At 54.7% G+C, this 26600-nt stretch carries 24 protein-coding genes and 1 tRNA gene; 14 read left to right on the top strand and 11 right to left on the bottom strand.

Features of this window, described 5'->3' with window-relative positions:
- Positions 1-39: 39 nt before the first annotated feature.
- Positions 40-942 carry a LysR family transcriptional regulator gene (locus O2N63_RS08665; protein WP_271053873.1) on the bottom strand — a complete coding sequence of 301 codons (903 nt, stop codon included), beginning with the start codon at positions 940-942 and terminating at the stop codon, positions 40-42.
- A 99-nt stretch (positions 943-1041) separates the two neighbouring features.
- On the opposite strand from O2N63_RS08665, the gene metF reads away from it, so the two are divergent.
- Positions 1042-1908, top strand: coding sequence for a methylenetetrahydrofolate reductase [NAD(P)H] (gene metF, locus O2N63_RS08660; protein WP_271053872.1), 867 nt, complete (start codon positions 1042-1044; stop codon positions 1906-1908).
- A gap of 234 nt (positions 1909-2142) precedes the next feature.
- The gene (locus O2N63_RS08655) at positions 2143-2622 is read left to right on the top strand and encodes a PaaI family thioesterase (protein WP_271053871.1); all 480 of its coding nucleotides are present in this window, start codon (positions 2143-2145) and stop codon (positions 2620-2622) included.
- A 32-nt stretch (positions 2623-2654) separates the two neighbouring features.
- Here O2N63_RS08655 and O2N63_RS08650 read toward each other — a convergent pair whose 3' ends face one another.
- Complete coding sequence (locus O2N63_RS08650; protein WP_271053870.1) at positions 2655-3794, bottom strand: type III PLP-dependent enzyme; 1140 nt, start codon at positions 3792-3794, stop codon at positions 2655-2657.
- Between the two features lie 142 nt (positions 3795-3936).
- Between O2N63_RS08650 and O2N63_RS08645 the strand changes: the two genes are divergently transcribed.
- Both O2N63_RS08645 and O2N63_RS08640 read left to right on the top strand, forming a co-directional pair.
- Positions 3937-4368 carry an Lrp/AsnC family transcriptional regulator gene (locus tag O2N63_RS08645; protein ID WP_271053869.1) on the top strand — a complete coding sequence of 144 codons (432 nt, stop codon included), beginning with the start codon at positions 3937-3939 and terminating at the stop codon, positions 4366-4368.
- A 302-nt stretch (positions 4369-4670) separates the two neighbouring features.
- Entirely contained in the window at positions 4671-7796 is a 3126-nt protein-coding gene (locus O2N63_RS08640; protein WP_271053868.1) for a valine--tRNA ligase, read from the top strand.
- 56 nt (positions 7797-7852) lie between these two features.
- Here O2N63_RS08640 and O2N63_RS08635 read toward each other — a convergent pair whose 3' ends face one another.
- Positions 7853-8029, bottom strand: a complete 177-nt coding sequence (locus tag O2N63_RS08635; protein ID WP_271053867.1) for a Tat pathway signal protein — start codon at positions 8027-8029, stop codon at positions 7853-7855.
- A gap of 105 nt (positions 8030-8134) precedes the next feature.
- Here O2N63_RS08635 and O2N63_RS08630 point away from each other — a divergent pair, with 105 nt between their 5' ends.
- The 5 genes from O2N63_RS08630 to O2N63_RS08610 all read left to right on the top strand — a co-directional run bounded on the left by O2N63_RS08630 (position 8135) and on the right by O2N63_RS08610 (position 13675).
- Positions 8135-9250 (top strand): pyridoxal phosphate-dependent aminotransferase, encoded by a 1116-nt coding sequence (locus O2N63_RS08630; protein ID WP_271053866.1) that lies wholly within the window; start codon positions 8135-8137, stop codon positions 9248-9250.
- Positions 9251-9590: 340 nt separating this feature from the next.
- Entirely contained in the window at positions 9591-10298 is a 708-nt protein-coding gene (locus O2N63_RS08625) for a tyrosine-protein phosphatase (RefSeq protein WP_271053865.1), read from the top strand.
- Positions 10295-12148, top strand: coding sequence for an ABC transporter ATP-binding protein (locus O2N63_RS08620; protein WP_271053864.1), 1854 nt, complete (start codon positions 10295-10297; stop codon positions 12146-12148). Before O2N63_RS08625 ends, O2N63_RS08620 begins: the two co-directional genes overlap by 4 nt.
- A 10-nt stretch (positions 12149-12158) precedes the next feature.
- On the top strand, positions 12159-12887 hold the full coding sequence (gene ygfZ, locus O2N63_RS08615; RefSeq protein ID WP_271053863.1) for a CAF17-like 4Fe-4S cluster assembly/insertion protein YgfZ: 729 nt from the start codon (positions 12159-12161) through the stop codon (positions 12885-12887).
- On the top strand, positions 12875-13675 hold the full coding sequence (locus O2N63_RS08610) for a fructosamine kinase family protein (protein ID WP_271053862.1): 801 nt from the start codon (positions 12875-12877) through the stop codon (positions 13673-13675). Before ygfZ ends, O2N63_RS08610 begins: the two co-directional genes overlap by 13 nt.
- Before the next feature lie 68 nt (positions 13676-13743).
- Here the strand turns inward: O2N63_RS08610 and O2N63_RS08605 are convergent, their stop codons facing one another.
- Together O2N63_RS08605 and efp are read right to left on the bottom strand one after the other, a co-directional pair.
- Positions 13744-14319 (bottom strand): pseudouridine synthase, encoded by a 576-nt coding sequence (locus O2N63_RS08605; protein ID WP_271053861.1) that lies wholly within the window; start codon positions 14317-14319, stop codon positions 13744-13746.
- Positions 14320-14399: 80 nt separating this feature from the next.
- Complete coding sequence (gene efp / locus O2N63_RS08600) at positions 14400-14963, bottom strand: elongation factor P (RefSeq protein WP_271053860.1); 564 nt, start codon at positions 14961-14963, stop codon at positions 14400-14402.
- 261 nt (positions 14964-15224) lie between these two features.
- Between efp and O2N63_RS08595 the strand changes: the two genes are divergently transcribed.
- Together O2N63_RS08595 and O2N63_RS08590 are read left to right on the top strand one after the other, a co-directional pair.
- Entirely contained in the window at positions 15225-15542 is a 318-nt protein-coding gene (locus O2N63_RS08595) for a DUF6280 family protein (protein WP_271053859.1), read from the top strand.
- A 124-nt stretch (positions 15543-15666) separates the two neighbouring features.
- A complete protein-coding gene (locus tag O2N63_RS08590) occupies positions 15667-17112 on the top strand; it encodes a cobyric acid synthase (RefSeq protein ID WP_271053858.1) in 1446 nt (481 codons plus the stop codon).
- 3 nt (positions 17113-17115) lie between these two features.
- On the opposite strand, the gene O2N63_RS08585 is transcribed toward O2N63_RS08590, so the two are convergent.
- From O2N63_RS08585 to O2N63_RS08575, 3 genes are all read right to left on the bottom strand, one after another.
- Positions 17116-18243, bottom strand: coding sequence for a hypothetical protein (locus O2N63_RS08585; RefSeq protein ID WP_271053857.1), 1128 nt, complete (start codon positions 18241-18243; stop codon positions 17116-17118).
- A 96-nt stretch (positions 18244-18339) separates the two neighbouring features.
- Positions 18340-19731 (bottom strand): TolC family outer membrane protein, encoded by a 1392-nt coding sequence (locus O2N63_RS08580; RefSeq protein ID WP_271053856.1) that lies wholly within the window; start codon positions 19729-19731, stop codon positions 18340-18342.
- A 47-nt stretch (positions 19732-19778) separates the two neighbouring features.
- Positions 19779-20432 (bottom strand): protein-L-isoaspartate O-methyltransferase family protein, encoded by a 654-nt coding sequence (locus O2N63_RS08575; RefSeq protein ID WP_271053855.1) that lies wholly within the window; start codon positions 20430-20432, stop codon positions 19779-19781.
- A gap of 208 nt (positions 20433-20640) precedes the next feature.
- Between O2N63_RS08575 and O2N63_RS08570 the strand changes: the two genes are divergently transcribed.
- Together O2N63_RS08570 and O2N63_RS08565 are read left to right on the top strand one after the other, a co-directional pair.
- Positions 20641-20714, top strand: a tRNA-Cys gene (locus O2N63_RS08570).
- A 220-nt stretch (positions 20715-20934) separates the two neighbouring features.
- Positions 20935-21960: an acyltransferase family protein gene (locus tag O2N63_RS08565; protein ID WP_271053854.1), complete on the top strand. Its 1026-nt coding sequence runs from the start codon at positions 20935-20937 to the stop codon at positions 21958-21960.
- Between the two features lie 150 nt (positions 21961-22110).
- On the opposite strand, the gene O2N63_RS08560 is transcribed toward O2N63_RS08565, so the two are convergent.
- Positions 22111-22914, bottom strand: a complete 804-nt coding sequence (locus O2N63_RS08560; protein WP_271053853.1) for a hypothetical protein — start codon at positions 22912-22914, stop codon at positions 22111-22113.
- Positions 22915-22985: 71 nt separating this feature from the next.
- On the opposite strand from O2N63_RS08560, the gene O2N63_RS08555 reads away from it, so the two are divergent.
- Positions 22986-23975, top strand: a complete 990-nt coding sequence (locus tag O2N63_RS08555) for a tyrosine-type recombinase/integrase (protein WP_271053852.1) — start codon at positions 22986-22988, stop codon at positions 23973-23975.
- Positions 23976-24644: 669 nt separating this feature from the next.
- On the opposite strand, the gene O2N63_RS08550 is transcribed toward O2N63_RS08555, so the two are convergent.
- Together O2N63_RS08550 and O2N63_RS08545 are read right to left on the bottom strand one after the other, a co-directional pair.
- Positions 24645-25403 (bottom strand): DeoR/GlpR family DNA-binding transcription regulator, encoded by a 759-nt coding sequence (locus tag O2N63_RS08550; RefSeq protein WP_271053851.1) that lies wholly within the window; start codon positions 25401-25403, stop codon positions 24645-24647.
- 47 nt (positions 25404-25450) lie between these two features.
- Complete coding sequence (locus O2N63_RS08545) at positions 25451-26575, bottom strand: GlxA family transcriptional regulator (protein ID WP_271053850.1); 1125 nt, start codon at positions 26573-26575, stop codon at positions 25451-25453.
- Positions 26576-26600 lie beyond the last annotated feature (25 nt).

Raw genomic sequence — 26600 nt, 5'->3', positions numbered from 1 at the left:
AAAACGCATAGGAGCTATGTGTTTTCCGATTTGCTGGCCCTAACGCTGCAGTTTTACCGGCTCTGAACGACACAGGCGGATCATATGGGCCATGAATGGAACCATCGTATCCTCTTCACGCGTTGCGGCATACATCCGCTTGGACAGCCCCTCCTCGGTCAGATGCTTGGTCACATAATCCGGATTGGATTTGACAGATCTGAGCACCCAGTCAGGCATCACCGCCACCCCGCGCCCCGCGGCCACCAGCATCAAGATCACTTCAGTCATTTCCACCTGCCGCACCGCTCGTGGCTCTACCCGGGCGGGGGTCAGAAGCGCGCTGAACAGATCAATTTTTGACCGCTCAACCGGATAAGTCAGAACCATCTCTTCCTCGAAATCCTCTGCTTCTATGAAGTCCCGATCCGCGAGTGGGTGCGTTGATGCCGCGACGAAGCGAGGCTCATAGTCAAACAACGGTGAAAACGCGATACCGGGAAGATCTACCGGATCGGACGTGATCACGAAATCAACCTCCTCGCGCCGCAGGGCTTCGAGCGCATCAAAGGCCAGCCGCTGGCGGATATCCAGATCCACCTCTGGCCAGGCATGGCGCAGCTTGTCCAGAACCGGGAAGAGCCAATCGAAACATGCATGGCATTCGATTGCGATATGCAGCCGCCCGGAACGACCTTCATGCAGCGCACGAAACTCTTCTTCGATGGCCGCAATTTCAGGCAACACACGTTCCGACAAGCGCAGTAGCTTTATCCCCGCCGGTGACAATTTCATCGGTTTTGTACGCCGATGAAACAGCTCCATTCCAACCTGCTCTTCAAGAGCTTTGATTTGATGGCTCAATGCCGATTGTGTAATATGGAGCATGTCCGCCGCTCGGGCCAGATTGCCCGCTTGATGGATCGCGCGGATGGTGCGCAAATGGCGAAATTCGAGATACATGTGTGACTTTCATATTCTTCGTGAGAATTATGAGTTTGTCTCACAATTCAATTTGCAGCACAAGGGGGCACAGAACACACCCGCTATCGTGAGGCCAAAATGACCAAGCCGAATATCTCTTTCGAGTTTTTCCCGCCACAGTCGCTTGAAGCGAGCTGGCGCCTTTGGGACACCGTGCGGGATCTGGCTCCGATGGACCCGAATTTTGTCTCTGTCACCTACGGAGCTGGCGGCACCACGCGTGATCTGACCCATGATGCGGTCAAAGTTATTCACGAGCAGTACGGACTGGATGTCGCTGCGCATCTGACCTGCGTTGAGGCAAGCCGGGAGGAAACCCTTCAGATTGCACGTGACTACGCAAAGATCGGTGTCACTGATATTGTCGCCCTTCGCGGTGACCCTCCGAAAGGTTCAAATGGTTTCACCGCCCATAAGGAAGGGTTTGCGAGCTCAATTGAACTCGTTGAAGCCTTGGCCGATACCGGTGATTTTCATATCCGTGTTGGCGCCTATCCTGAGCCCCATCCTGAGGCTGATGATTTTCAGGCCTGTGTCGACTGGCTGAAGAAAAAGGTGGATGCAGGCGCAGGTTCGGCGATCACTCAGTTCTTTTTTGAAGCTGAAACCTTCCTGCGTTTCCGCGATGCCTGTGTGAAAGCCGGTATTAATGTGCCGATCATCCCGGGCATCCTGCCCATTGAAAACTGGAACGGGGTCAGGAAATTTGCGACCCGCTGCGGCACCTCCGTACCCTCTTGGTTGGATGACACCTTTGAGAAAGCCAAGCGAGACGGGCGTGAAGAACTGCTCGCGACGGCGCTGTGCACCGAGCTTTGTTCAGATCTGATGGATGAAGGGGTGAAGGATTTTCATTTTTACACCCTGAACAAGCCAGCCCTCACGCGGGATGTCTGCCACGCACTTGGGGTAACGCCAAAGGTACAGCTTCAGAATGTGGCCTGACCTCTGAATTTCAACGGGAATGTCCCAATGTTTTTCCCGGCAAGGGGCGCGGTGCATTATGCGACACAGCCGCGCCCTTTGTTTTTGACATCATTGTTCCCGGCCAATTGTTCCCGATCACATTTTCTCGCTAGTGGATGATCATAATGCGCCGTTGCGTCACTCTTGCCTGCATCGCCCCACCCCATCTATCTGAACTGGTAATAAGGTCAGGCGAAGGATCAGGAGCATAGCATGAAGACCGCAACTTCAATGGAAGAACTGCTGACTGGCGAGGATCTGGCCCGCATCTCAGGGCTTGAATTCATGCAGCTCACGCTGGAGGGCATCCTGCCTCGCCCCCCCATATCCGTTGGACTGAACTATCACCTGCACTCAGTAGAAGACGGGCGGGTGATCTTTCAAGGAACACCGGAGTTCGACCATTGCAACCCTATGGGGACAGTACATGGAGGCTGGTATGGAACCCTTCTGGACAGCTGCATGGCCTGTGCGGTGATGACCAAGGTGCCGCAAGGCTCTGTCTATACAACACTTGAATACAAGGTGAATATCGTGCGCCCCATTCGCCCGGGCACCCAAGTGGAAGCGATAGGCACCATCCAGCATTCAGGGCGCTCAACCGGTGTTGCGATGGGAGAGTTGCGCGGCGTGGAAGACGGGCGGCTTTATGCGACCGGTTCAACCACCTGCATCATCATGAAAATGGCCTGAGCACAGCGCATGGACGGTTTTTGCATCGCTTCCTAGAGCGCCAGATCCTGCACCGTTACGAACTCGGATTGCCCATATCCATTAAACGTGGTGGCCGTTGCGGTGGAATAGGCCCCCATCCCTTCAAACAGAACATAATGCCCTTCTTCAATGTCAACAGGCAGCGGCATAGGGTCTGGCAAGCGATCCATGGAATCGCAGGTCGGACCATAGATCACGCGTGGTTCGCGGTCGCCCACGATTTTAACCGAATCCTCGGTGTAGACATGCAACCGATCGACACACCCAACCCAAAGCGCTTCCGAGAAGGCCCCATAGATTCCATCGTTCAAAAACACATCGCCATTCTCGCGGATCGCCTTGACCCGCGTGGCCAGTGTGAAGGCTTCGGCCACCATTGCCCGCCCCGGCTCACAAACCAGCGCCGGGCGATCCACTCCGAAACGCGCCTCAACCGTGGTTCTGATTGCGTTGAAAATGGCTTCCAGGTCGGGGGCCTCACCACGATTGGAGGCAAACCCACCCCCTACATTCAACCGAGCAATCCGCACACCAGCGGCCCCGGCGATGTCTGCACATGTTCCGATGTACTGCACCCAGGCGGAAGGGTCCGCGCATTGCGTGCCTGGATGGAAGGTGATTGCGGGCTCAAAACCGGCGGCAGCAACCTCTTTCAAAAGAGCCGTGGCGCGCTCAGGTCCGGCACCAAACTTCTCACCGAAGTCATAAACGGCCCCGTCCACCGGCAGGCAAAGACGCACTGCAATCTCCGTTCCGCGAGCGGGTACCAGTTTGATCAGCTTTTCAAGCTCGCGCATAGAATCAACCGAATAGGACGACACCCCCAGCTCGACGGCAACGGCAATTTCATCCGGGCTGCGCACTGGATTGTTGTAGTGCAACACCGCTTGAGGCGCGACTGCGCGCAGGGCACGCATCTCGGCGGGGCTGGCAACATCAAACGCCGAAATTCCGGCCGCAATCAAATTCTCAAGAACAACAGGCGCAGGGTTGGCTTTGACCGCATAGGTGACCAACCCATCGAACCCATCAATGAAGCGATGTGCTGTCGCCTGCAACACGGCAGGCGAGAAATACATCACCGTCCCCAGCGGGTGATCGGATTTCAAATGAGACAGGACATTGGTCCAGATGAAAGGTTGATTGCTCATGAAGGGTCCCCAGACGCACGCGATTCGCGCGCGGATGCGCGTGGCGGTCTATTTACTGTTTAAGTACGCTACGTCAATTGCTAGTGTGCCCCCAAGCGAAATGACGAAAATTTTCATTCAAACTGACGGATGAGGGTAACAGATGGACGAAACTGATCGCGAACTTATCGCGCAACTTGAGCAGAATGCACGGTTGCCCGTGGCCACACTGGCGCGGCGACTTGGTCTGGCGCGCTCGACGGTTCAGGCCCGGATCGAAAGGCTCGAAGAGCGGGGAATCATTGCCGGGTATGCCCTCAAACTTGGAGATGCTGCGCGGGGCGACACAATCCGCGCGACGGTTCTCATTTCAATCGAACCTCGTTCGACCCCTGCGGTGGTTGCTCGCCTAAAGACCTTGCCGCAGGTGGAAAGCGCCCACACGGCCTCTGGCAGGTTCGACATGCTGCTGCAGCTTGCGGCGTCATCGACGGCACAGCTGGACGAAGCTTTGGATATGATTGGCGAAATTGATGGTGTTAAGGGATCGGAAAGCCTAATCCATCTTTCCACACGGATCGACAGATTGGGGTAATCTTCGGGTTTAATGGGTTCTGAGCGCGTGTTTGCAGCACCCGAGATACATCCGAGACACTGGAGGCGACATACACGCCTCACTGATCAACCGTTACCACCGGATCAAGCCGATTGTGGCGGGATGGCACGTAAGTTCGTCTCATCTGACGCCCCTTCCACGATCCAGACGCAGACGGCATCATCGACGCCGCTCCAAGTGGGAATTTCGGAGAAGAAGAAGTCAGCGCCCGCTCTCCCTCTTTCCCTTTTGCCTTGCAACGGCTAAACCCCAATCAACACGTGAATTGACGGGACAAAACCATGGCCATGGACAAGACCTTTGACGCAGCCGCTTCTGAGGCGCGTATCTATCAAAACTGGGAAGAGGCAGGCGCCTTCAAGGCTGGCGCAAATGCCAAGCCGGGCGCAGACAGCTTTACCATCATGATCCCACCGCCCAATGTGACTGGGGCGCTGCACCTTGGCCATGCGTTCAACAACACGTTGCAAGACATTCTGACCCGCTGGCACCGGATGCGCGGCTATAACACGCTTTGGCAAGCAGGGCAGGACCACGCCGGGATTGCGACCCAGTTGCAAGTCGAGAAGATGCTCGCCGAAAAGGGCCTGCCGGGACGTCGTGACCTTGGACGCGAGGCATTTCTGGAGAAGGTCTGGGAATGGAAGGGCCAGTATAGCTCGACCATTATCGACCAGTTGAAGCGTCTTGGATCAAGCTGCGACTGGTCGCGCAACGCCTTCACCATGGCCGGCGCACCGGGCGATCCGCGCGTGGGGCATGAAAACTCGGCCAACTTCCACGACGCGGTGCTGAAGGTCTTTGTCGACATGTATGACAAAGGGTTGATCTATCGCGGCAAGCGTCTGGTCAACTGGGACCCGCATTTCGAAACCGCCATTTCCGACCTTGAAGTGGAAAACATCGAAGTAGCCGGTCACATGTGGCACTTCAAATACCCGCTCGCCGGTGGCGCGACCTACACCTATGTCGAGAAGGATGAGGATGGAAATGTCGTGCTTGAAGAAGAGCGCGACTATATCTCGATCGCCACGACGCGCCCGGAAACCATGCTGGGCGATGGTGCGGTTGCTGTGCATCCGTCAGATGAACGTTACGCACCAATTGTCGGAAAACTCTGTGAAATCCCGGTTGGACCAAAAGAACATCGCCGTCTCATCCCGATCATCACCGACGAATATCCGGACAAGGAATTCGGCTCGGGTGCGGTGAAGATCACCGGTGCACACGACTTCAACGACTATCAAGTTGCCAAACGCGGCGGCATTCCAATGTACGCCCTGATGGACACCCGCGGTCACATGCGCGCCGATGGGCGCCCCTATGCGGAAGAGGCCGAGATCGCCCAGCGCATCGCAAATGGCGAAGAAGGTTTTGACGAGGCAAAGATCGCCGCAATGAACCTTGTGCCGGATGAGATCCGTGGCCTTGATCGTTTTGAAGCGCGCAAGCTGGTGATTGACCAGATCAGTGCCGAGGGGCTGGCCGTGATGATCGAGGAAACTCGTGAAGAGGAAGGCCAGCTGGTCACCGAAAAAGTGCCCTACGTTGAAAACAAACCGATCATGCAGCCCTTTGGGGACCGCTCGAAAGTGGTCATCGAGCCGATGCTCACCGACCAATGGTTTGTCGATGCCGAAAAGATCGCCGGTCCTGCACTGGACGCCGTGCGCTCAGGTGAGGTGAAAATCCTTCCGGAAAGCGGCGAAAAGACCTTCTACCACTGGCTGGAAAACATCGAACCCTGGTGCATCTCGCGCCAGCTTTGGTGGGGTCATCAGGTGCCGGTTTGGTATGGTTTTGACCTCTCGGCCGAAGGGTACGTGGACGACGAGAATGATGGCGCCATCGACATCGTCGAAATGGGTCGCCTGATGCTCGAGCAGGATTTCCTGCCCGGTCATGAAAAATCCGCCTGCGCCGCGCATTTCGAAGAGGTTGCTGGCAAGTTTACTGACGGCCTTGCCGCCCTGCCCACCCCGCTCAATTACGCCCGCGTGGTTGAGGTCGAGGACCGCGCCGCCGCGATCCATGTCTTTGCCGAAGCGCTTGCCCAATATGAAATGGAACAGGATCCGACCAAGCTGGTTTACCCTGTTTGGCGTGATGCAGACGTGCTCGACACTTGGTTCTCATCGGGTCTTTGGCCATTTGGCACGCTGGGCTGGCCGCAGGACACGGATGAACTGAACGCCTATTTCCCCGGCGACGTGTTGATCACCGGGCAGGATATCCTGTTTTTCTGGGTCGCCCGGATGATGATGATGAGCCAGGCCGTGTGCGGCAAGAACCCGTTCCACACTGTTTACCTGCATGGTCTTGTTCGCGATGAGAAGGGCAAGAAAATGTCCAAGACCACGGGCAATGTGATTGACCCGCTGGAGATCATCGACGAGTACGGCGCCGACGCGCTGCGCTTTACCAACACAGCGATGGCCTCAATCGGGGGCGTGTTGAAAATGTCGAAGGACCGCGTGGCGGGCTATCGCAATTTTGGCACAAAGATCTGGAACGCCGCTCGCTTTGCAGAGATGAACGAATGCAAACCAAGCGCGGATTTCGATCCGGCGTCAGCCACCCAAACGGTGAACCGATGGATCATCTCTGAAACAGCTAAGATCCGCGCGGATGTAGACGAAGCGCTGGCCACCTATCGTTTCAATGACGCAGCTCAAGGCCTGTACGCCTATGTCTGGGGCAAGGTCTGCGATTGGTATGTGGAATTCTCGAAACCTCTGTTGAACTCGGACGACGCCGCAGTGGTCGCAGAAACCCGCGCCACCATGGCCTGGGTGATTGACCAATGCCTGATCCTGATGCACCCGATCATGCCTTTCATCACCGAAGAACTGTGGGAGCAGATTTCAGATCGCAACACGATGCTGATCCACGCCGATTGGCCGGAATATGGCGCGGAACTGGTGGATGAAGCTGCCGCACGTGAAATGAACTGGGTGATTTCGTTGATCGAAAATATTCGTTCGGCGCGCGCCCAGATGCACGTTCCCGCAGGGCTGAAAATCCCGGTCATTCAGCAAGAGCTGGATGAAGCGGGTCAGAAAGCCTTGGCAGATAACATCGGGCTGGTTCAGCGCATGGCACGCGTGGACTCAATCACCGAGATGACCGAACTGCCCAAGGGCTGCATCACGGTGGCCGTAGACGGTGGCACCTTCGCCCTGCCGCTCGCGGATATCATTGATGTGAACGAGGAAATCGCGCGGCTTGAAAAGTCGCTGGGCAAGCTGGCCAAAGAGTTGGGTGGCCTGCGTGGACGCCTGAAGAACCCGAAATTCGCAGAAAGTGCTCCGGCGGAAGTTGTCGCAGAAACCCGCGCCAATCTGGCCGCCCGCGAAGAGGAAGAAGAAAAGCTGAAAACTGCGCTTGCCCGATTGAAAGAGATCTAAGGCACGCGCCCTCTGGAACAATCCAAAAGGCCGGACAGTACGTCCGGCCTTTTTGCTTACGGAACCAGTCTGTCCACGGCGCGCATCATGCCCATGGATTTGTCATACACCAACTCAAGGATCCGCTTTCCTGGTTGGGTCTTTGACAGCGCTTTGGCCGCAGGTGGCATTACACGTAGGCTCGCCGCTGCGGCAACACTGGATAGAAACACTCGTCTGTTCATCTGGGACATCAATCCCTCCTGACAAAATCCATATTTGAGAACGATTCTCAAATATGGGTGCTCAAGGCATTTTTCAACCTTGCCCCCGTTCCGCCTCCCTGATCTAATTCTGTCATGACCAGAAACCATGCTCGCTTGACCCCGCTCGCTGAAAGCCTTCCCTCTTCTGTTCCATTTGTAGGCCCAGAGACACAAGAACGTCTGCGGGGGCGCGTTTTTGCGGCCCGTCTTGGAGCAAATGAGAATGTCTTTGGCCCCTCTCCCAAGGCCATAGCGGCGATGCAAATTGCAGCATCCGAGACATGGATGTACGGCGATTCAGAAAGCTACGATCTGCGCAATGCCCTCGCCAATCACCTGAACATTGATCCTGCACATATCATGCTTGGAGAAGGGATTGATGGGCTGCTTGGCTATCTGGTGCGTCTGATCATCGGTCCCGGTGATAAGGTCGTCACATCACAAGGTGCCTATCCGACCTTCAATTATCATGTGGCGGGATTTGGAGGGGACCTTGTCACCGTTCCCTATTCTGGTGATCACGAGGATCCGGACGCGTTGATTACCAAGGCCACAGAGGTCGGGGCAAAACTGATCTATCTCGCCAATCCAGACAATCCGATGGGCACTTGGCACGACGCGACGCGGGTGCAGCGAATGATCAATTCCGTACCGGCGGGCTGCTTGTTGGTTCTGGATGAGGCTTATGTTGAATTTGCGCCAGAGGGAACGGCACCTGATCTCCTGCCTGACGACCCTCGCGTCATCCGTTTTCGCACCTTTTCTAAAGCCTACGGGTTGGCAGGCGCACGGATTGGTTATGCGATTGCGGCCGCTCCGCTAATCACGGCATTCAACAAGATCCGCAACCATTTCGGCATATGCCGGATCAGCCAGTCAGGCGCATTGGCGGCCCTTGAAGATCAAGATTATCTACGAGACACCATTCTGAATGTCGCCCACGCCCGAACGCGCATCGACGAGATCGCCCGAGAAAACGGCCTGACAACCTTGCCTTCGGCAACCAATTTCGTAGCAATCGACTGTTGCCGAGACGGAGACTTCGCCCGAAGATTGCTGGGCGCGCTGGTCGAACGTGACCTATTCGTACGCATGCCCTTTGCTGCCCCACAGGACCGCTGCATCCGTGTGTCAGCAGGCAGGCCTGAAGATCTGGACGCTTTTGCTGCTGCCTTGCCTGAAGCACTGAAAGTGGCGCAGGCGGATTAGCCTCTGGCAGCCCGATTTCCATGGCAACCAATGCTACTGTCCAATACAGAGATAACCGGCACCATCCGGGTCTGCTTCGCTTTGCATACCAATTCCGATCATCAATGGCCCCCCCTCTTGCGCTGCATCTAAACGCTCGTGTTTTGGGCCAGGGAGCATTTGAACCTGCGCTTTTCATCTGTTGAAACAGGGGGTTGCTGCGCCCAGATATGGGCAACCTCTGAGCATTCTCATTTGCGAAACGCCACCCCATGGGTTGTTATGACATGAAGAACTGCTCCGATTGCTTGTCTGCCTGCGGCTTTGACGATACACCGGAATGAACTCAGCGGAGCGCGTTATGCTGTCGACCCTATATGCCAAAATCAAAGCCAAGGAACGCGCTTGGAAAAGCGGCTTTGGAACCGATATCTCGACCCCTGAGGGGCGTCGGGATGCGCGCAAGCACAACAATTTGGTCGACCACGCTTTTTTACGGCGGATCCTGCCCAATCGCTATCAGCTGTCTGAGGACGCTTGGCGGTCCAACCAGCCTGATCCGGTGCATTTTCCCCGCCTTTCCGAGATTGGCATCAAATCGGTCATCAATCTGCGCGGCCCGGACATTTATTCCTACTACCTTTTTGAGAAAGAGGCCTGCGAGGAATACGATATGGCGCTTTACGATTTGCCGCTTCAGGCACGAGAATTGTTACCGGCCGAGACATATCTAGAGCTGTTTGATCTGATGGACCAGGTTGAAAAGCCGATGCTTCTGCATTGTAAATCCGGTGCGGATCGCACTGGTCTGGCTGCAGCATTTTACCTGATCGACTATATGGGGGCCCCGATAGGAGAAGCCGCAAAACAGCTATCGATCAAATACTCTCACCAGCATTGGTCGAAAGCCGGCATCCTTGACCATATGATCGAGGCCTATGCGGAGCATATCGAAGCCGACCCGATCCCAATTCGTGACTGGATCAGGGACCATTATGACCCAGTAGCGCTGACCTCATCCTTCCTCGCCAAACGGGGAAAAACATCACCGGAACCGAGCGCGACATGAACGACACCACAAATGACCCGATGGTCCGATGGATCTGGCGTGGCTACCTGCGCGCTTATCGTGTGCCGTTAACTTGCGCAGTGTTGTTGATGGCGGTCGAGGGCATGGCCCTCGGCGGATTGAGCTACATGATCAAGCCGATGTTTGACACCGCGTTTTCAGGTGGAAGCCGTGGCGCGATCTTGCTGGTGGCGGCCCTGGTGGCCGGGATTTTCATCACCCGCGCGATCGCAGCCTTTGGTCACAAGACACTTATGGTGCATGTCGGACAGCGCGTCGCTGCCGGGCTGCAGTCGAATATGGTCGCGCATATGCTGACGCTCGACAGCAACTATTTCCGCGACAACTCCCCGGGCACATTGATGGAACGAGTACGTGGCGATGCTCAGGCCATCGCAACAATCTGGGAAGTGGTGCTTTCGGCGGTGGCCCGCGATGCGGTATCCTTGATTGCACTTCTCGGTGTTGCGCTCTGGATCGACTGGCTTTGGGTTTTGATCGCCGTGGCCGCGGCCCCGATCCTGACAATCCCGGTGGGCATCCTACAGAAGAAGGTTCGCAAGACCACCACCGACAGCCGCAAATCCGCAGCACAAATCTCCACTCGGCTGGACGAAATCTTTCATGGTATCAACCAGATCAAGCTAACGGGAACAGAGCGCCGGGAAAGAGGACGGGTTGATCAGGACATTGATCGCTTTGCGGAAACCCATCTGAAAAGCCAGTTAAATCAGGCGGGTATCGTTGCTTTGATCGATATTATCGCAGCAATCGGCTTTTTCGGTGTTCTTTTCTATGGCGGGCTGCAGATTGTTGCGGGTGAAAAGACCGTTGGTGAGTTCATGTCGTTTTTCACCGCAATGGCACTGGTGTTTGATCCGATGCGCAATCTGGGCAAAGTGTCCGGAGCATGGCAGGCCGCCCTTGCGAGCCTCGAACGGATCCGGGATGTGTTCAACACCCACCCGACCATTCTGTCACCGGAGAAACCTAAACTCCTGTCCGGCCCCGCGCGCAAAGCGGATATCATCCTTGAAAATGTACAGTTTTCATATGGCGACACTCAGGTTCTGAGGGGCACCAGTTTCACAGCAAAAGCTGGGAAAACCACCGCCCTGGTTGGGGCATCAGGCGCGGGAAAAAGCACCGTTTTCAACCTGCTGACCCGATTGGCTGATGCGGATAGCGGCGCAATCTCGATTGGCAATGCCGAGATCACCGCTCTGCCTCTTGACCAGCTGCGCGGGCTTTATTCTGTGGTCAGTCAGGAAGCCCTGCTGTTTGACGAAACGCTCCGCGACAACATCCTTATGGGGCGCGAGAACGTGGACCAGAGCAAGCTGGATCATGCCCTGAATGCCGCCCATGTTGCTGATTTCCTCCCCCGTATGGAAAATGGGCTTGATACCGAGGCTGGTCCGCGTGGATCAAACCTGTCTGGTGGGCAGCGCCAGCGCATCGCCATCGCCCGTGCCATTCTGCGCGACGCCCCAGTTCTGCTGCTGGATGAGGCCACGTCGGCACTTGATGCCAAATCCGAAAAACTGGTGCAGGAAGCTTTGGATGAGCTGTCTGAAAACCGCACCACTCTGGTCATCGCCCACCGCCTGTCGACCATTCAGGCCGCAGACAAGATTGTGGTGATGGATCAGGGGCAAGTGGTGGATCAAGGTACCCATGACGAGCTTTTGGAGCGCGGTGGCATTTATGCACAGTTACACGCGCTGCAATTCAAGGATACCGGCCCCACCGCAGAAGAGGCCGCCGCCGAAAAAGTGCGCGCGTTGTCCAACCCCAGAAAACCCCGTACCTTCAGCTTGAAACGCCTGTTCGGCTTTGGCCGCTCATAGAGGATTTTACATGCCCCGCACTGTCTTTCGTCTTACCGGAAATGATCGTCTGGAGTTTCTGCAGAACCTCGTGACCAATGATGTGAACGGGTTGAAAAACGGGCTGGTCTACGCAGCCCTCCTGTCGCCACAAGGCAAGTATCTGGCGGATTTTTTTCTGGTGCCTGATGGTGATGCCATCTTGCTGGATGTGGACAGTCAACTTGCCAAGGGGCTTGGACAGCGCCTGAATATGTATCGACTTCGGGCGGATGTGCAGATTGAGGTCACGGATATCACCCCATCACGCGGCTTGGGGACCACTCCGACAGGTGCATTTGCCGATCCCCGCCATCCCGATATGGGGTGGCGCGCTTACGATGGTCGCGCGTCTGTAGACGTGGACTGGGATGCCATCCGTATCAGCCATGTCATTCCGGAAACCGGCATCGAGCTTGGTCCTGACAGCTATATCCTGGAAGTCGGCTTTGACAGATTGCACGGCGTTGATTTCCGTAAAGGCTGTTACGTTGGGCAGGAGGTGACGGCCCGAATGAAACACAAAACCGAGCTGCGCAAAGGATTGGTGCAGGTCGATATCTCAGGATCAGCTCCTGTCGGAAGCGAGATCACACGGGATGGCAAAACCGTGGGCACGCTTTTCACTCAGTCTGGCGAGCACGCGCTTGCCTATCTGCGCTTTGACCGCGCTGGCGCTGATATGATGGCGGGCGAGGCCCGCATTACATGGGCGGGCTGACCGACCTCTGTATTCAATACCTTCAGGCCCATCCGGTGGCGGTGCGGCCCCTTCATGGCGGGGACCTGTCCGACGTGGCCCTTGTCACGCTTTCCGACAGGCGCGAAGTTGTCGCGAAGCAGGGTCCGATGGTGGGGCAGGAAGCGCAAATGCTTGCTGCTCTTTCAAAGGTGGGCGCTCCGGTTCCGGCAGTGATCGCTGCCAATGGCAATACCCTGCTGATGGAGTATCTTCCCGAGGCCCCGGCAAGTGACAAAGGGTGGGCCAGTCTTGGCACCTCCCTACGCGCATTACACAACACTTCTGGGCAGAACTATGGATGGTCTGACGACTATGCTTTTGGCACGGTTCCAATCACCAACACCCCATCCGAGAATTGGGTCAAGTTCTGGATCAACCACCGCCTGCGACCGCTGATAGACCGTTTGCCTGCAGGATTTGCCAACCGAGTTGAGAAACTGGCAGGTCAACTTTCAGAATTCATTCCCGCCACACCCAAGGCCGCTTTGCTCCATGGAGACCTGTGGTCGGGCAATGTGTTGTTCACCGCACAGTCTGCTTATCTGATTGATCCCGCCTGCTACTATGGTGATGGCGAAGTGGATCTGGCGATGCTGTATCTGTTTGGCACGCCACCCGCAGCATTTCGTGACGCCTATGGCCACTTGGATCCGGGTTGGGAAACCCGGCGTGTGATTTATCAGGTCTGGCCTGCTTTGGTGCATGTGCGGCTGTTCGGCGCGGGCTATTTGCCCCTTCTGGACCGTCTTCTGTGCAAGGTAGAATGAGCGATTCAAGGGCGCTGCCCCTCGCCTCTTCGAGGCTCACCCCGAGGTACTTCCGGCAAGAAAAAAGATCAGAGATTGCTACCAAAACGAGGTGTTTGGGGTGCGTAAGCCCAGTGGCCTGAAGGGATGCCCTCAAGTGTCCAATCCCCCACGCGATAACGAATAAGGCGCAGTGTCGGGTGTCCAACCGCTGCTGTCATGCGCCGGACTTGTCGGTTTCGGCCCTCGCGGATGGTGATTTCAATCCAACGCTCCGGCACGGATTTACGTGCACGAATAGGTGGGTTTCGCGGCCATAGACCCTCGGGTTCTTCGATCAAACGAACATTTGCTGGCCGGGTTTTTCCATCTTTCAGATCGACGCCTTTCCGCAGCGCAGCCAAAGTGGCCACGTCTGGAACCCCTTCGACTTGAGCCCAATAGGTCTTTTCCAGTTTGAAACGGGGATTGGCGATTTTGGCTTGCAAGCCCCCATTGTCAGTAAGGACAAGCAACCCCTCGCTGTCACGATCCAACCGCCCTGCAGCGTAGACTTTGGGAATATCGATGTAGTTCGAAAGAGTCTCGCGCGTGCTACCCTCGGTTCCCTTATCGGTGAATTGCGACAGCACATTGTAGGGTTTGTTGAAAAGGATCGTTGTCATGCTGGACCTTTAAAAGAGGAAGGGCAGAGCACATCGCCCTGCCCCTGCCATCACATATCAGACCGGTTTATCAGACCGGCTTATGCGCGTTCCGAATATTCCATGGTCTCGGTGTTAACCACAATCGCCTCGTCCTGACCAACGAAGGGGGGCACCATGACTTTGACGCCATTGTCCAAGATCGCGGGCTTGAAGCTGTTGGCGGCGGTCTGGCCTTTCACAACCGGCTCCGTCTCGACCACTTTGCAGGTCACTTTCTGCGGCAAGGTCGCATTCAGCGCCTCGGCGTCATAAAACTCGACCACGATGGTCATGCCATCTTGCAGGAACGGGCGGCGTTCACCCAGCAGATCGGACGAGATCTGGTTCTGTTCATAGGTTTCGGTGTCCATGAAAATCAGCATTCCATCATCTTCATAAAGGAATTGCTGGTCTTTCTGTTCAAGGCGCACGCGTTCCACCTTGTCTGCCGAGCGGAACCGTTCGTTCAGTTTTGACCCATTGCGAAGGTTCTTCAGCTCGACCTGTGCAAATGCACCGCCTTTTCCAGGCTTTACATGATCGACTTTTACAGCCGCCCAAAGTCCGTCATTATGCTCCAGAACATTGCCGGGGCGGATTTCATTGCCGTTGATCTTGGGCATGTTAATTGACCTTTAAAGGTTGTTTTCCGTTGGGAAGCACCTATATCTTGGCGGTCTTGTCCATGCAAGACAACGATATCCTGCGGAGCAGCAATCAGCGCCTCATAGATGTGCTATAGTTGAAGATGTTAAGAAATGGTTAAAGCTATGCTCTGACAGCATAGCAGCCATGCATTTCAAGGGATACCGAATCGCGGCGAAAACGCCATATTGGCCGAACGCCTTGGGAGCGCAAGAGCAAGAATAATAAATAGGACGATCATGTTGGATTCCGTAGACGGTACTGCATTCAATCACGAGCAAGGCAATCGTGCGCGCAAACTCTTTGCGGCCGTTGTGCTGGCCGCCCTTGATGATGCCATCGCCGATGATAAGAAATACGGGAATGGCCCGGATCAGATTGCCCGCTGGGCCCGTTCGCGTGATGGACGCGAAGTGTTGAGCTGTGCAGGCATCGACCCGAACGAACGTGTCGTCAAAGGTCTGATGGAATTTGTCGGCAAAGGCATCCGTACTTCGGTCGCCCTGTCTCGCGAGGAAAGCGAGCGTCGCAATGCAATCGCTGCTGAAGCCGCCTGATTTCACAGGACACTTCTTGAGAAAAGCGCACTCCCTCGGGGGTGCGTTTTCTTTTGTCGGCACCAGACGATTGCCGGTCGCCTAGGGGCTGGGCACAGTGGGACAAACGCCGTATGGATCATGCATGAGCAAATCAATTATGATCCAGGGCGCAGGCTCGAATGTAGGAAAGTCCATGCTGGTCGCAGGGATTGCCCGGGCTTTCGTGAAACGCGGGCTGAAGGTCGCGCCCTTCAAACCACAGAATATGTCGAACAATGCTGCCGTCACCGTGGACGGTGGCGAAATTGGTCGCGCGCAGGCGCTTCAGGCACGGGCGTGCGGTTTGGACCCAGTGGTGGATATGAATCCGGTATTGCTGAAACCCGAAACCGATACCGGGGCACAGGTTGTCGTTCAGGGCCAACGGCTCACCACGCTCAAAGCCCGAGACTATGGCAAGATGAAATCGAGTCTGATGCCGAAGGTTCTGGAAAGCTTCGACAGGCTGAAATCTCAGGTTGATCTGGTTCTTATCGAAGGTGCTGGCAGCCCTGCCGAAATCAACCTGCGTGAGGGTGACATTGCCAATATGGGTTTTGCTGACGCCGCTGACCTGCCTGTTGTGCTGGCAGGCGACATTGATCGGGGTGGAGTGATTGCCCAACTGGTCGGCACCCACGCGGTGCTACCACCAGAAGACCGAGATCGGATCAAGGCGTTTCTCGTGAACAAGTTCCGTGGTGACGTGACCCTTTTTGCCGAGGGGGCTTCCGAGATTGCTACCCGCACGGGATGGTCCGATCTGGGCACTTTGCCCTGGTTTGCCGATGCCTGGCATCTGCCCGCCGAAGACGTACTCGATATTGCAACGCGTAAGGGTGGCAGCTTCAAGATTGTGGTCCCAAAGCTTGGGCGTATCGCAAATTTTGACGACCTTGATCCATTGGTGAACGAACCAGATGTGACGGTTGAAATCATCGAACCCGGTCGCCCCCTGCCCCTTGATGCCGATCTCATCCTAATTCCAGGCTCGAAATCGACCATTTCAGATCTGGAGGAATTTCGGTCCCATGGCTGGGATATCGACCTGTCCGCCCATATCAGACGTGGCGGAGAGGTGTTGGGGATCTGCGGCGGGTATCAAATGTTGGGGCGCGAGATCTGGGATGATGACGGGATTGAAGGAGCGCCAGGTCGGGTTGCTGGCCTGGGTCATCTCGACGTTGTCACGCGGCTTGAGCCAAAGAAAATCCTTGCACTTACGTCGGCGACAGACCTGATCAGCGGGCAACCGGTTGAGGGGTATGAGATCCATCTTGGTCAGACCGATGGACCGGACACATCACGAGCCTGGTTGTCGATCAATCAGCGCCGTGAGGGGGCCATCAATTCTACCGGTCGCGTGCGCGGTTGTTATCTGCATGGGCTTTTTTCCGCGGACGGGTTTCGTCGCCACTATCTTGGCTCATTGGGCGCGACAGTCACGGATGCGGGCTATGATGTGCAGGTGGAACACACGCTGGATGCGCTGGCAGATCATGTCGAAACCCATCTGGACCTCGATCTTCTCTACAGCCTTGCAAAATAAGGGTTAACCGAGAGACTTGAGTGTCAGCGCACGTTCGACCTCGCGACGAACAAGCCGGCGCACATTGCGCGTGATCTTCTCGCCAACCTCGCCTTGCAGTTCTTCACGCACCAGACGCGTCACAAGCTCTCGCAGCATTTCCTCATCAATCACAGCGACAGCGTCATCCTCATCGAGGATAGGTTCGTCCTTATCCTGCTCTGCTGGGGCTGCCTCTGCGTTGTTCTCGTCAGCAGGATTTTCGATGAACGCTTTGACCTCAGCATCAAATTCTTGCCAGTTGGTCGGAGTGTCAGAGTTATCGATAGGCTCCATGGGATCTGTCGGCGCTCTGTGGTGTAGGAAAATCCCGGGGCCAATGTCTTCGACGGCATCTCCCAGATCAGGTTCGAACTCAGAGATGCTTTTGTTCACCGCGTCCTCAAGCTCTGCCACACGATGATCAAGCGATGGCACCTCTTTTGCGGATGTCTCTTCAATCGGGGGAGAAAGCGGCCAGTCTGGTTCCACAATTTCACCAGTGGGATCTTCGAACGCATCATGAGCGTCCTGATGGATGTCCTCTACATTCTCAATGCCACCTGCTTCAACGCCACCTGCGGGCTCTTCTTCTGACGGGACATCAATCTCTTGCTCAGATGTTTGACCCGAGAGGTCTTGAGTTTCCTCTTCTTCAACCTGCTCTTCCTCGGGCGAAATCGGGCGGTGCAGGAACATCACCCCTTCTTCCTCTGGCGTGGACACCAGATCATTGTTCTCAGATTGGGGAATGTCAGATTCTTCACTCTGTGCGGCCTTGATCTCTTGATCCAAGGCCTCGTCATTCAAGGTCTCGTCGCCCAAGCTCTCATCTGAAGTGATCTGCTGCTGATCAGAGTGCTCCACGGCCTCTATATCCAACGTCTGGCTGATAACTTCTTCATCAATTGGAGCGGGGGTGTCGTGGACACGAAACGCCGGCGTAAGCACCAATTTGTCAGATGATGCTATTTCCTTGTCCGCAGGTTCTTTGTCCGCTGACACTTCCGTCACTGCAGGCGTTTCTTTACGAGGGGTGGCGTTTTCAGAAACAAGCAGCCGGATCGAAGAAAGTACATCCTCGATATCTGCGTTGCTGACCGGATCTGACATGCCTGACCACCTGCTATAAACTGCTGATTTTTTCCAAACTGTGCTGGAATTACATGTTCAGTCTACAAGGCGACCCTGATTCTCACAACAGAGCGTTCAGTTCTTCCCCAAGATCGAAATGATCGCATCCAGCTTTTCTCCCTGCGGGCTGACCTGGCGTACCGGTGCGTTGCGCACTGCATTATAATAGGCGTCAACATCGTAGGAAGCGACGCCAAGCTTCAGATGCTCTGCGGTCAAAAGACCCATCGCAGCCAAAAGCGAATAGGCCGCCAGGAAACGGTCGGATTGGGAGGTAATACGCGAAGCTTCCGCGTTCAAAAGCTCTTGCTCGGCATTCAGAACATCAAGCGTCGTACGAGATCCCAATGTGGCCTCTTCCCGTGCCCCACGCAGCGCCACACGGCTTGCGCGAATCTGGCGTTCTGATGCTTCAAGCCGTGCCGCAGCTATCGACATTTTCGACCAGGCGTCAGCGACATTTTGATCAACAGTAATGCGGGCAAGATCAAGCGCAGCTCGGGCTTGTTCCGCCTGTGCAATCGATTTGCGGTATTCCGCTGACCGACGCCCACCAGCATAGAACTCTCCCCGCAGTGTCACTCCAATCTGATTGTTAAAGCTGCCTCCGGTGCTGTCTCCGATGGTATCGGTAAACGAGGTCTGAGCGGATCCGACAAGCGAAGGTAGCATCGCCTTTTTGGCAACTTCCACCCCAAGATCAGCTGCATTCACCCGGTGCTGGGCTGCTTGAATATCAGGATGGCGATCACGTGCCACCGATTTGGCAGCCGCCAGAGAATTTGCTGTTTTCGGCAGCCCCGGGGTATTGGGGAAGCTCTTCGGAAGGTGCCCGACGGCAGCGCGATATTCTTCGCGGGCGATTTCCAACTCGCCCTGCGCAGTCACTTGGTTTGCGCGTGCTGACGCCAGACGGGCACGTGCAATCGCCACATCGGTCTGCGTTACCTCACCCACTTCAAACCGATCCTGAGCGGCCCGTAGTTCCTGTGCCAGGACGCGCACGGAATTGGCCTGCAATGCAGCGTTTTCATTTGTGGAACGGACATCCAAAAACGCCCGAACTGCACGCAAAAGAATGGTCTGTTCAATACCTACCAGCGTGTCCCTTGTGGCCATTACCACTTCTTTTGAGGCCTGAATCCCCAACTGAGTGCGGCCAAAATTGTAAAGCAGCATGGAGGCTGTCAAACTGGCAGAATTCACCCGCGTATCGACGGCTGGTCCTGCGCCATCCACATCTCTCCAAGAGTGAGACAGCGAGTAGTCAATTGTAGGGCGCAACCCGGACAGAGCGATCGCAACATCTTCATCGGCGGCGCGCAGTACCGCTTGATTTTGCTTCAAAAGGCCGCTGTGCTTGTAAGCCGACGCCAGCGCGTCACCTAAACTTTCAGCTCCAGCAGGTGATGACATGGCCATCAACGTAGCAGAAACGATCCCAGCGAAATTCCTTTTGAAATTCATATCAATATCCACTTTTGTTGTTCTCGTCGCCTTATGCCTCAGATCAATTAGAGAACAAATGCGCGCGAAGCTTCGAATCCAGCCAAGATGGGCGCGCCGGCGTTAAACGAATGGCGCCAGACCACGGTCCCATCAATCTTGTAACCAATACGAACGGTGCCCAGTTTTCCGTCGGAAAAAATGGCCGCCATCCGACCACCTTCCTTCAATTGTTCAAGCAGTGCATCCGGCACCTGCTCTACCGCACCTTGCGCAACGATCACATCATATGGGCCGTTTTTTGCGTTTCCTTCTGCGGGTTCCCCCTGGACAACTGCAACATTGTCCGCCCCGAATTCTGACAGCCCGGTCTGAGCATCGCTTGCCATTGCTTCATCGCTTTCAATAGCAACGACAAAGTCCGCAAGTCGGGCAAGAACAGCCGCGCTGTATCCCAGGCCGCATCCCAGATCGAGCACCATTTCATCCGGTTGGATATCCAATGCGTCGAGCATCTTGGCAAGGGTTCGAGGCTCCAGCACAACACGACCGCCACCAAGGTCGATATTTTCCCCCATGTAAGCGGCTTCACGTTTCGCTTCTGGTACAAAATTCTCGCGCGGTACAGAAAGCATTGCATCAATGATCGGAAATTTGGTCACATCCGAGGGGCGCACCTGCGTGTCCACCATCATTGTGCGGCGAGCGGCAAAGTCGGTCATGGTTGAGCCTTCTTGTCTGAAATATCACGTCCGTATTGCCATAGATAGAATATGCGGGCAATCCCACAAGGGATTAAGTGACGCACGGAAGGTATTAAATACGCAACCTTTCACCCGTAAGGGAAAAATCGAAACTTTGTACCAGAACAAGAAGATCCCCTCTGGACCTCCTCGGAATTCAGCGCTAAAGAAGCCGAACACCACGGATGGCGAGTTGGCGGAGTGGTGACGCAGCGGATTGCAAATCCGTGTACACCGGTTCGATTCCGGTACTCGCCTCCAACAATTTCAAGCACTTACGCGACTTTGATTCTGGGTAGATTTTAATCTCTACTCATTTTCTACCCATTCCCGTTCCGTTCCTGTTCTGTCTTTCAGCGAGTCGGCATGCCCCACAAACGAAAAAAGCCCCCGCATCGGTAAGCCGACACGGGGGTAATTGATTTTTGATAGCAAAATGCCAATATATAGTTGATGGTTGTTTATTCAGAATTGAATTTAGATGGAATTTAAACCTACGCTTGCGGGATTGCGCGGAATTGCCGCTTGTTCGGTGGTGATCGCTCATATGGCGCTTTATGGGATGCTGCCAAAGCTCCCTTTCTACGGCTTGGGATCTATCGGGGTCATGCTGTTTTTCGTGCTGAGTGGCTATCTGATGGCGTCGATCTACCTGCCGAAGAAAGTCTCGATCAGAACAATGTGGCGCTTTGTCGTTGCCCGGTTCGCGCGCATCTATCCGCTTTTCAGTCTAGTGGTTGTGATCTCGGCGGTGGCTTCTACGTCCTTCGGTGTGACGCAGTTCTATGAACTCTCATTTGGGGATATCTTCTCGCACCTTTCTCTACAGGACGGGAAATTTGTCTTTTGGACAATTGTGGTGGAGATGAAGTTCTACCTGTTGTTTATGGTGTTTTGGCTGTTTACCGCGCGGGTCAGTGTATATGCGAGATTAGCAATTCTGGTAGGGGCTTATATTGCCTTTTTCTACCTGCCACCGCTATCGCGATTGTCTGTTTTCGGTAACTTGCAGGTCTTCATTTTGGGGATGATTATCGCACATCTCCAACACCAGATCCCCAAATCACTTTCCCTATTTGCCCCCGCAGCGGTTGCTCTGCTCCCTATTGCCGCATCGTTCGCCCTGATCTCGGACAGCTTGGCGAACCATGTGATATATCGCTCTCCGCTTGCTCAGGTGACAATGGCGTTCATAGTGGCGACCGCTCTGGTGAGAAACGCAAACGAAGCAAAAATCCTAGGAAGCAAAGCCTGCTTAAAGCTGGGAGACTGGTCGTTTGGGATTTATCTGCTTCACATCCCTGTCCTGCGAGCTTCGTGCGACCTTGCAGATTTTATGGAAATCGGTCGGGTCTGGATGGTACTGCCCGGTTTTATCTGCACCATCGCTTTGTCGGCGCTTGTCTATTGGGTGTTTGAGAACCCGGCGCGGAAAGCAATTTCCGGCATCCTAACTAAACGTCCAGGCCGGTCACTTGCTAAAGGTGTCCGCCAAACAGTCGGATAGGGGGCGGGGGATTATTTCTTGGCTTCGATTAACAGCTTCAAAAGCTCTCGCATGAGATAAGGAACATCCTCTGCACCAAAGGAGGCAACAAGCTCACGGCCCCGCCAGATGCAGAACCTGCCCTGATACACCTTGAAAATGACTGCGGCTTCATAGGGCATTGAAGTAGCGCGCCGCCTCTTCTGAAGAATAGAACGCCATCACCTTATCGGGGTCGCTGTCGTCCTTGTCGGGCTGAATGACCAGATCCCGCACGGGCGAAATCGAGTGTGGCTTGAACCCGTGAACGTCTGCGAAGTCGTCAAACTTCTTGAAGGCAGAGAGTTGGAACAGGTGGGACATGAAGCCGGAGCGCGGCTGGATATAGTGCCGGTCCTCATCAACGTGCGTGTGACCTCCGACCATGATATGATCGTGCCAGCCTTCTGCCGCAGCCCTGCGCAGCCCGTGGGCCGGGGAATACATGGAATGGCCCTTCCACTTGTGCCGAAGCGCAATCTGGATTGGCCCCTTGCCACCAGCCTCCACAAAGAGCCTCACAGCGCCTTGACGATAAACAACGCCGTGCTGCTTCATCAGCATATCAATCGGGTCAACAGGCCCGTGCGTCCAATCGTCGTGATTGCCTGAGCAAGCCCCTAACAGAGCGTGGCCGTTTTGGTGCATCAGGTATTCAAATAACACCCAGGCATCATCAGGGTCGCCCTCATGCTTCCAGAGGTGTGACAGAACCCGCAGCCAGTTGTTGAACCAATCACCGATGCAGACGCCAAACACTCGGTTTTCAACGCTCAATTCTTGCCAGTGCTTTTCGAAGAGTTCGAAGTCACACCCGTTTGCGTCAAGGTGCGGATCGCCAAAGAGTTTCAGGCGAAACGGCCCATCTGGGATGTTGACCAGCACCGGCTTATCCCATGTGCCTGTGCGCTGCTTTTTCTGGAACAGCTTGGCCAAGAATTTCGCCTTGACTTCGCGCGGGAAGAGAAAGCCAATGTTGACCCTGTTGACCTTGTGAACATGTCAGAATGAAAAAAGAGACACCGAAATATGTCGTGAGCCTGAAAGGCGTGCTGTACTTCAAGCGGCGCGGCTGGCCGACGAGGCGTTTCCAGAACCAAGATCTGACGCCCGCCTTCTATGCTGAATACACGCGCATCCTAAATGGCGTTGCCCCGGAGCCTAAAGCGTTCATGGTCAAAGGGCTGATCACATCATATCTCAAGTCTCAGAAGTTTATCGGGCTGAAACCCCGAACAAAAACCGACTATCAGAAATATCTTTCCCGCCTGGAAACCAACGCTGGCGATGTTGCAGTAGAGTCAATCGAACGCAAGCACGTCATCGCGTGGCGCGACCAGTTGGCCCAATCGCAAACACCACATTATGCAAACTATTTTGTTAGAGTGCTTCGGATCCTCATGGAATACGGAATTGATGTGGGAGAAATCAAACGGAACCCCGCAAAAGGCGTGGGCGAGGTGAAGTACCAAAAGCAGATCCGCAAGCCTTGGCCGAAAGACATGATCCAAGCCGCTCGCAGCGCCCGCCCACACGGCGACAGAACGCGCCTGTTGTTCGAGATGCTGTACTGCACCGGGCAACGTGTTGGGGATGTTCTCAGCGCAGAATGGGGCCACATACGCGGGGATAGCATCGAAGTGAACCAGAACAAGACAGGCGCACCCCTTGTGCTGCCGATGACCGATGATCTGAAAGAGTGCCTGAAACTGGCAGACCGATCAGGCACAACCATCCTGACCGCCTACCGCAAAACCTCGCCTTGGTCCTATCGCGGCGCGGCTGATGCGATGATGAAGCTACGCAAAGAAATCGGGGCCGAAGCTCATGACATTCACGCTATCCGCCACACGGTTGCCAGCGAGATTGGCGCGGCTGGATCTGACGATGAAGTGATGGCTGTTACGGGCCACACGACGACAGCAATGGTGCGACACTATGCGGGGCGAGCGAGGCAGGAAGCGCGGGCTAAGGACGCACAGAAGAAGCGCGAATGACGCTCTACCCATTCGCGCAATGTTTTTGATGTGTTCTGCTGTTCTCTACCCAAATTATTCAATGAAAATGCCCACACGCCATGGATTGCAAATCCGTGTACACCGGTTCGATTCCGGTACTCGCCTCCACCCCCTCCTTTTAAGTCATTTCTTTAAAACAATATTACTCAACATAAACAAATCCAACCACCACCAACCCGCCCAAAAAACTGGGCATAATGATAGATAACGGCACCAAATATCGAAGAAGAGTTTTACCAGTTTCTTTGCGCGAGAGCGGTCTCGCGATCTCAAACTTCTAGGCTTGCATTGTCAGCGCCTTAACGGATCACACTCTGACACGACCCAATCTCCTTCAATCATGGGCCTTCCTTGAATAACTTTTCATCACCATTGGTTGCTCACTCATTTTGGGTGGTTTGAGTCTGAAACGCCTGATTAGCAATTGGCTACAAGCCCTTATGAGGCACCGATGCAAGAGCCAACTATTGAGTGCCCAAGCTGTTGCACTGAGCTTAAGCCTACAGAATCCATTGCTGGACCGTTGTTGGCTGCAACACGAAGCGACTATGAGAGCGAACTCAGAGAGCAAAGGTAAAAGTTCCAGAACCGAGAGGAGAGCCCATCTCAAGCAGGATATCTATGAGTGTGCCAGCCCTACAGTGCCAATCAAGACACCACTATTACATTGGCAATGTCATCAAAATCACCACCAGCCCCCCGGGAGATCTCATCTGTGATCATCCACGGCTGTGGTCTCAGCTCACCAATTGACAACAGCCCTTGCGTGCCATTCTTAACCAATTTGGAGTGATCCACGGCAAAGATTGTCTGCTCAGCAATACTTGTCATTGCTTTCGCCATATCCGCTTCACTTTGTTCAGCCATTAGAAAACCGCGCTTGTGATGGACGAGTGAAGCGGTCAGAACGCAGTAATCAACACGCAACGATTCCACGGTGTTGAACGCCGTTCGATCATAAGAAGCACCATCGTAGTCTCGCAGTTGCGTCCCCGCAAAAAAAACCTTGTTCCCTTTCTTTAAAGACAGGGTACTGGCGACAAATGCCGAGTTGGTGACGACTGTAAGGTTTTTCCTTATCTGCAACGCTTTGGCGACAAATCCCGCGCTGGATCCTGCGTCGATCGCTACCGATGCCCCGTCGGGGATCAACTCGGCAATCTTCGAAGCAATTTGAGCCTTGGCTTCGCGATTGTGCTGCAATCGGACTTGAAAAGGTTCTGTCGTCGGGTTGTCGACACTTACGATTGCACCATGCACTTTTTTGATCAATCCCGCATCCACCAACGGTTTGACGATGCGTCGAATTGTTTGGTCCGAAACACCTAGCATTTCAGACAATTCAACAACACTCAGTGTGCCGCGCAATCCGACTGCATTTAAAATCTCTTGATCATACTTCGCCATGACACTTTCATTCCAGAAACCAACGAGAGGTGCAAGCGTCTGTACCGTCAGACAAACTTTGATGGGGTCATTCCAAACTTTCGTTTGAACGCCGCACGAAAGCAGGCATCTGTCGGAAAGCCACAGGCGATTGCCACTTCGATCACGCTCATATCCGTAACCTGGAGCAATTGCTGCGCCTTTCCCAACCGATAATCTTTTATGAACTTCAACGGAGAGGTTCCGGCACGATCTGCAAACAGCCTCTCCAGCTGCCTCCTCGAAATATCAAACTCCTGACAAAGCTCCTCTACGGATAGGTTCTCATCAAAGCAGTTCTGAATCCGCTCAACCACCGCAAGGAAAGTCGGATTCCGAGTGCCGTATTTCCGTGACAGCGGAATGCTCTGCGAAGTGTTTGGAAGACGCCGGTACGGGCGGTTTAATCGTTCTTGAACCTTGCGCGCGAAGCTGGTGCCATGTTGTGCTTCGATGAATCCGATTACCAGATCGATGGTGGCGTCGCTACATGTGCTGGCGGAAACCCTTGGGGACACGGAGTAGAGCTGATCTACAGCCCGCACCTCGGGGTACAACTCCCTGACGAAATCAATCCACTCCCAATGCACTGCAACTGGAATGTCATTTAGGATACCAGCCTCAATGGCAGTCAAAACTGAACTCCCCAAAAGCACAAATTTGTTCCCGCACCGGTCTTGTCGACGCAACCACTGGGCCAAGCGGCCGGATTCCTGCTCCGATGGCCTGTCCCAATTGAGAAACACCAATGTGTCCCGATGCAAAGGGCCGTTTTGCGCTTCGCTGGCAAGCTCAGAACCGCATGATAGCTTCTGAACACCCTCGTTCAGGGTCAGGAACCGCCAGCGAAAGAGCTGAGTGCCTACGATGTCATTGACGCTTTTCAGGGGCTGCGTGATTGCGCTGCAATCCGCCATCGCAGCACCTTCACTAAGAAGAATCACCACCTCTTGAACCTCAGGCGTCGCAGCGAATGTCGCCATTCTAAACGCGTTATGAGCAGGTTGCTGCATCTGATAACTCCTGTAATCCATCAGTGATCCGGGCAGGATCGAAGCTGAAAAACCGCGGTTTTCCGTGCAATTTGGCCCAATTTCGGCCCCGCTGCAACATTTTTCAACATTTTTTGTTGTTTTTTGTTGTTTTTGTGTCAATTTATTCCCGACATCAGGTAGGATC

Origin of the sequence: Aliiroseovarius salicola (assembly GCF_027891095.1) — a bacterium.
GTDB lineage: Bacteria > Pseudomonadota > Alphaproteobacteria > Rhodobacterales > Rhodobacteraceae > Aliiroseovarius > Aliiroseovarius salicola.
This window is presented reverse-complemented; position numbering and strand designations above follow the sequence as displayed.

Coding starts and splice junctions, on each gene's coding strand:
- O2N63_RS08665 (WP_271053873.1), bottom strand. CDS start 942: ATGTATCTCGAATTTCGCCATTTGCGCACCATCCGCGCGATCCATCAA.
- metF (WP_271053872.1), top strand. CDS start 1,042: ATGACCAAGCCGAATATCTCTTTCGAGTTTTTCCCGCCACAGTCGCTT.
- O2N63_RS08655 (WP_271053871.1), top strand. CDS start 2,143: ATGAAGACCGCAACTTCAATGGAAGAACTGCTGACTGGCGAGGATCTG.
- O2N63_RS08650 (WP_271053870.1), bottom strand. CDS start 3,794: ATGAGCAATCAACCTTTCATCTGGACCAATGTCCTGTCTCATTTGAAA.
- O2N63_RS08645 (WP_271053869.1), top strand. CDS start 3,937: ATGGACGAAACTGATCGCGAACTTATCGCGCAACTTGAGCAGAATGCA.
- O2N63_RS08640 (WP_271053868.1), top strand. CDS start 4,671: ATGGCCATGGACAAGACCTTTGACGCAGCCGCTTCTGAGGCGCGTATC.
- O2N63_RS08635 (WP_271053867.1), bottom strand. CDS start 8,029: ATGTCCCAGATGAACAGACGAGTGTTTCTATCCAGTGTTGCCGCAGCG.
- O2N63_RS08630 (WP_271053866.1), top strand. CDS start 8,135: ATGACCAGAAACCATGCTCGCTTGACCCCGCTCGCTGAAAGCCTTCCC.
- O2N63_RS08625 (WP_271053865.1), top strand. CDS start 9,591: ATGCTGTCGACCCTATATGCCAAAATCAAAGCCAAGGAACGCGCTTGG.
- O2N63_RS08620 (WP_271053864.1), top strand. CDS start 10,295: ATGAACGACACCACAAATGACCCGATGGTCCGATGGATCTGGCGTGGC.
- ygfZ (WP_271053863.1), top strand. CDS start 12,159: ATGCCCCGCACTGTCTTTCGTCTTACCGGAAATGATCGTCTGGAGTTT.
- O2N63_RS08610 (WP_271053862.1), top strand. CDS start 12,875: ATGGGCGGGCTGACCGACCTCTGTATTCAATACCTTCAGGCCCATCCG.
- O2N63_RS08605 (WP_271053861.1), bottom strand. CDS start 14,319: ATGACAACGATCCTTTTCAACAAACCCTACAATGTGCTGTCGCAATTC.
- efp (WP_271053860.1), bottom strand. CDS start 14,963: ATGCCCAAGATCAACGGCAATGAAATCCGCCCCGGCAATGTTCTGGAG.
- O2N63_RS08595 (WP_271053859.1), top strand. CDS start 15,225: ATGTTGGATTCCGTAGACGGTACTGCATTCAATCACGAGCAAGGCAAT.
- O2N63_RS08590 (WP_271053858.1), top strand. CDS start 15,667: ATGAGCAAATCAATTATGATCCAGGGCGCAGGCTCGAATGTAGGAAAG.
- O2N63_RS08585 (WP_271053857.1), bottom strand. CDS start 18,243: ATGTCAGATCCGGTCAGCAACGCAGATATCGAGGATGTACTTTCTTCG.
- O2N63_RS08580 (WP_271053856.1), bottom strand. CDS start 19,731: ATGAATTTCAAAAGGAATTTCGCTGGGATCGTTTCTGCTACGTTGATG.
- O2N63_RS08575 (WP_271053855.1), bottom strand. CDS start 20,432: ATGACCGACTTTGCCGCTCGCCGCACAATGATGGTGGACACGCAGGTG.
- O2N63_RS08565 (WP_271053854.1), top strand. CDS start 20,935: ATGGAATTTAAACCTACGCTTGCGGGATTGCGCGGAATTGCCGCTTGT.
- O2N63_RS08555 (WP_271053852.1), top strand. CDS start 22,986: ATGAAAAAAGAGACACCGAAATATGTCGTGAGCCTGAAAGGCGTGCTG.
- O2N63_RS08550 (WP_271053851.1), bottom strand. CDS start 25,403: ATGGCGAAGTATGATCAAGAGATTTTAAATGCAGTCGGATTGCGCGGC.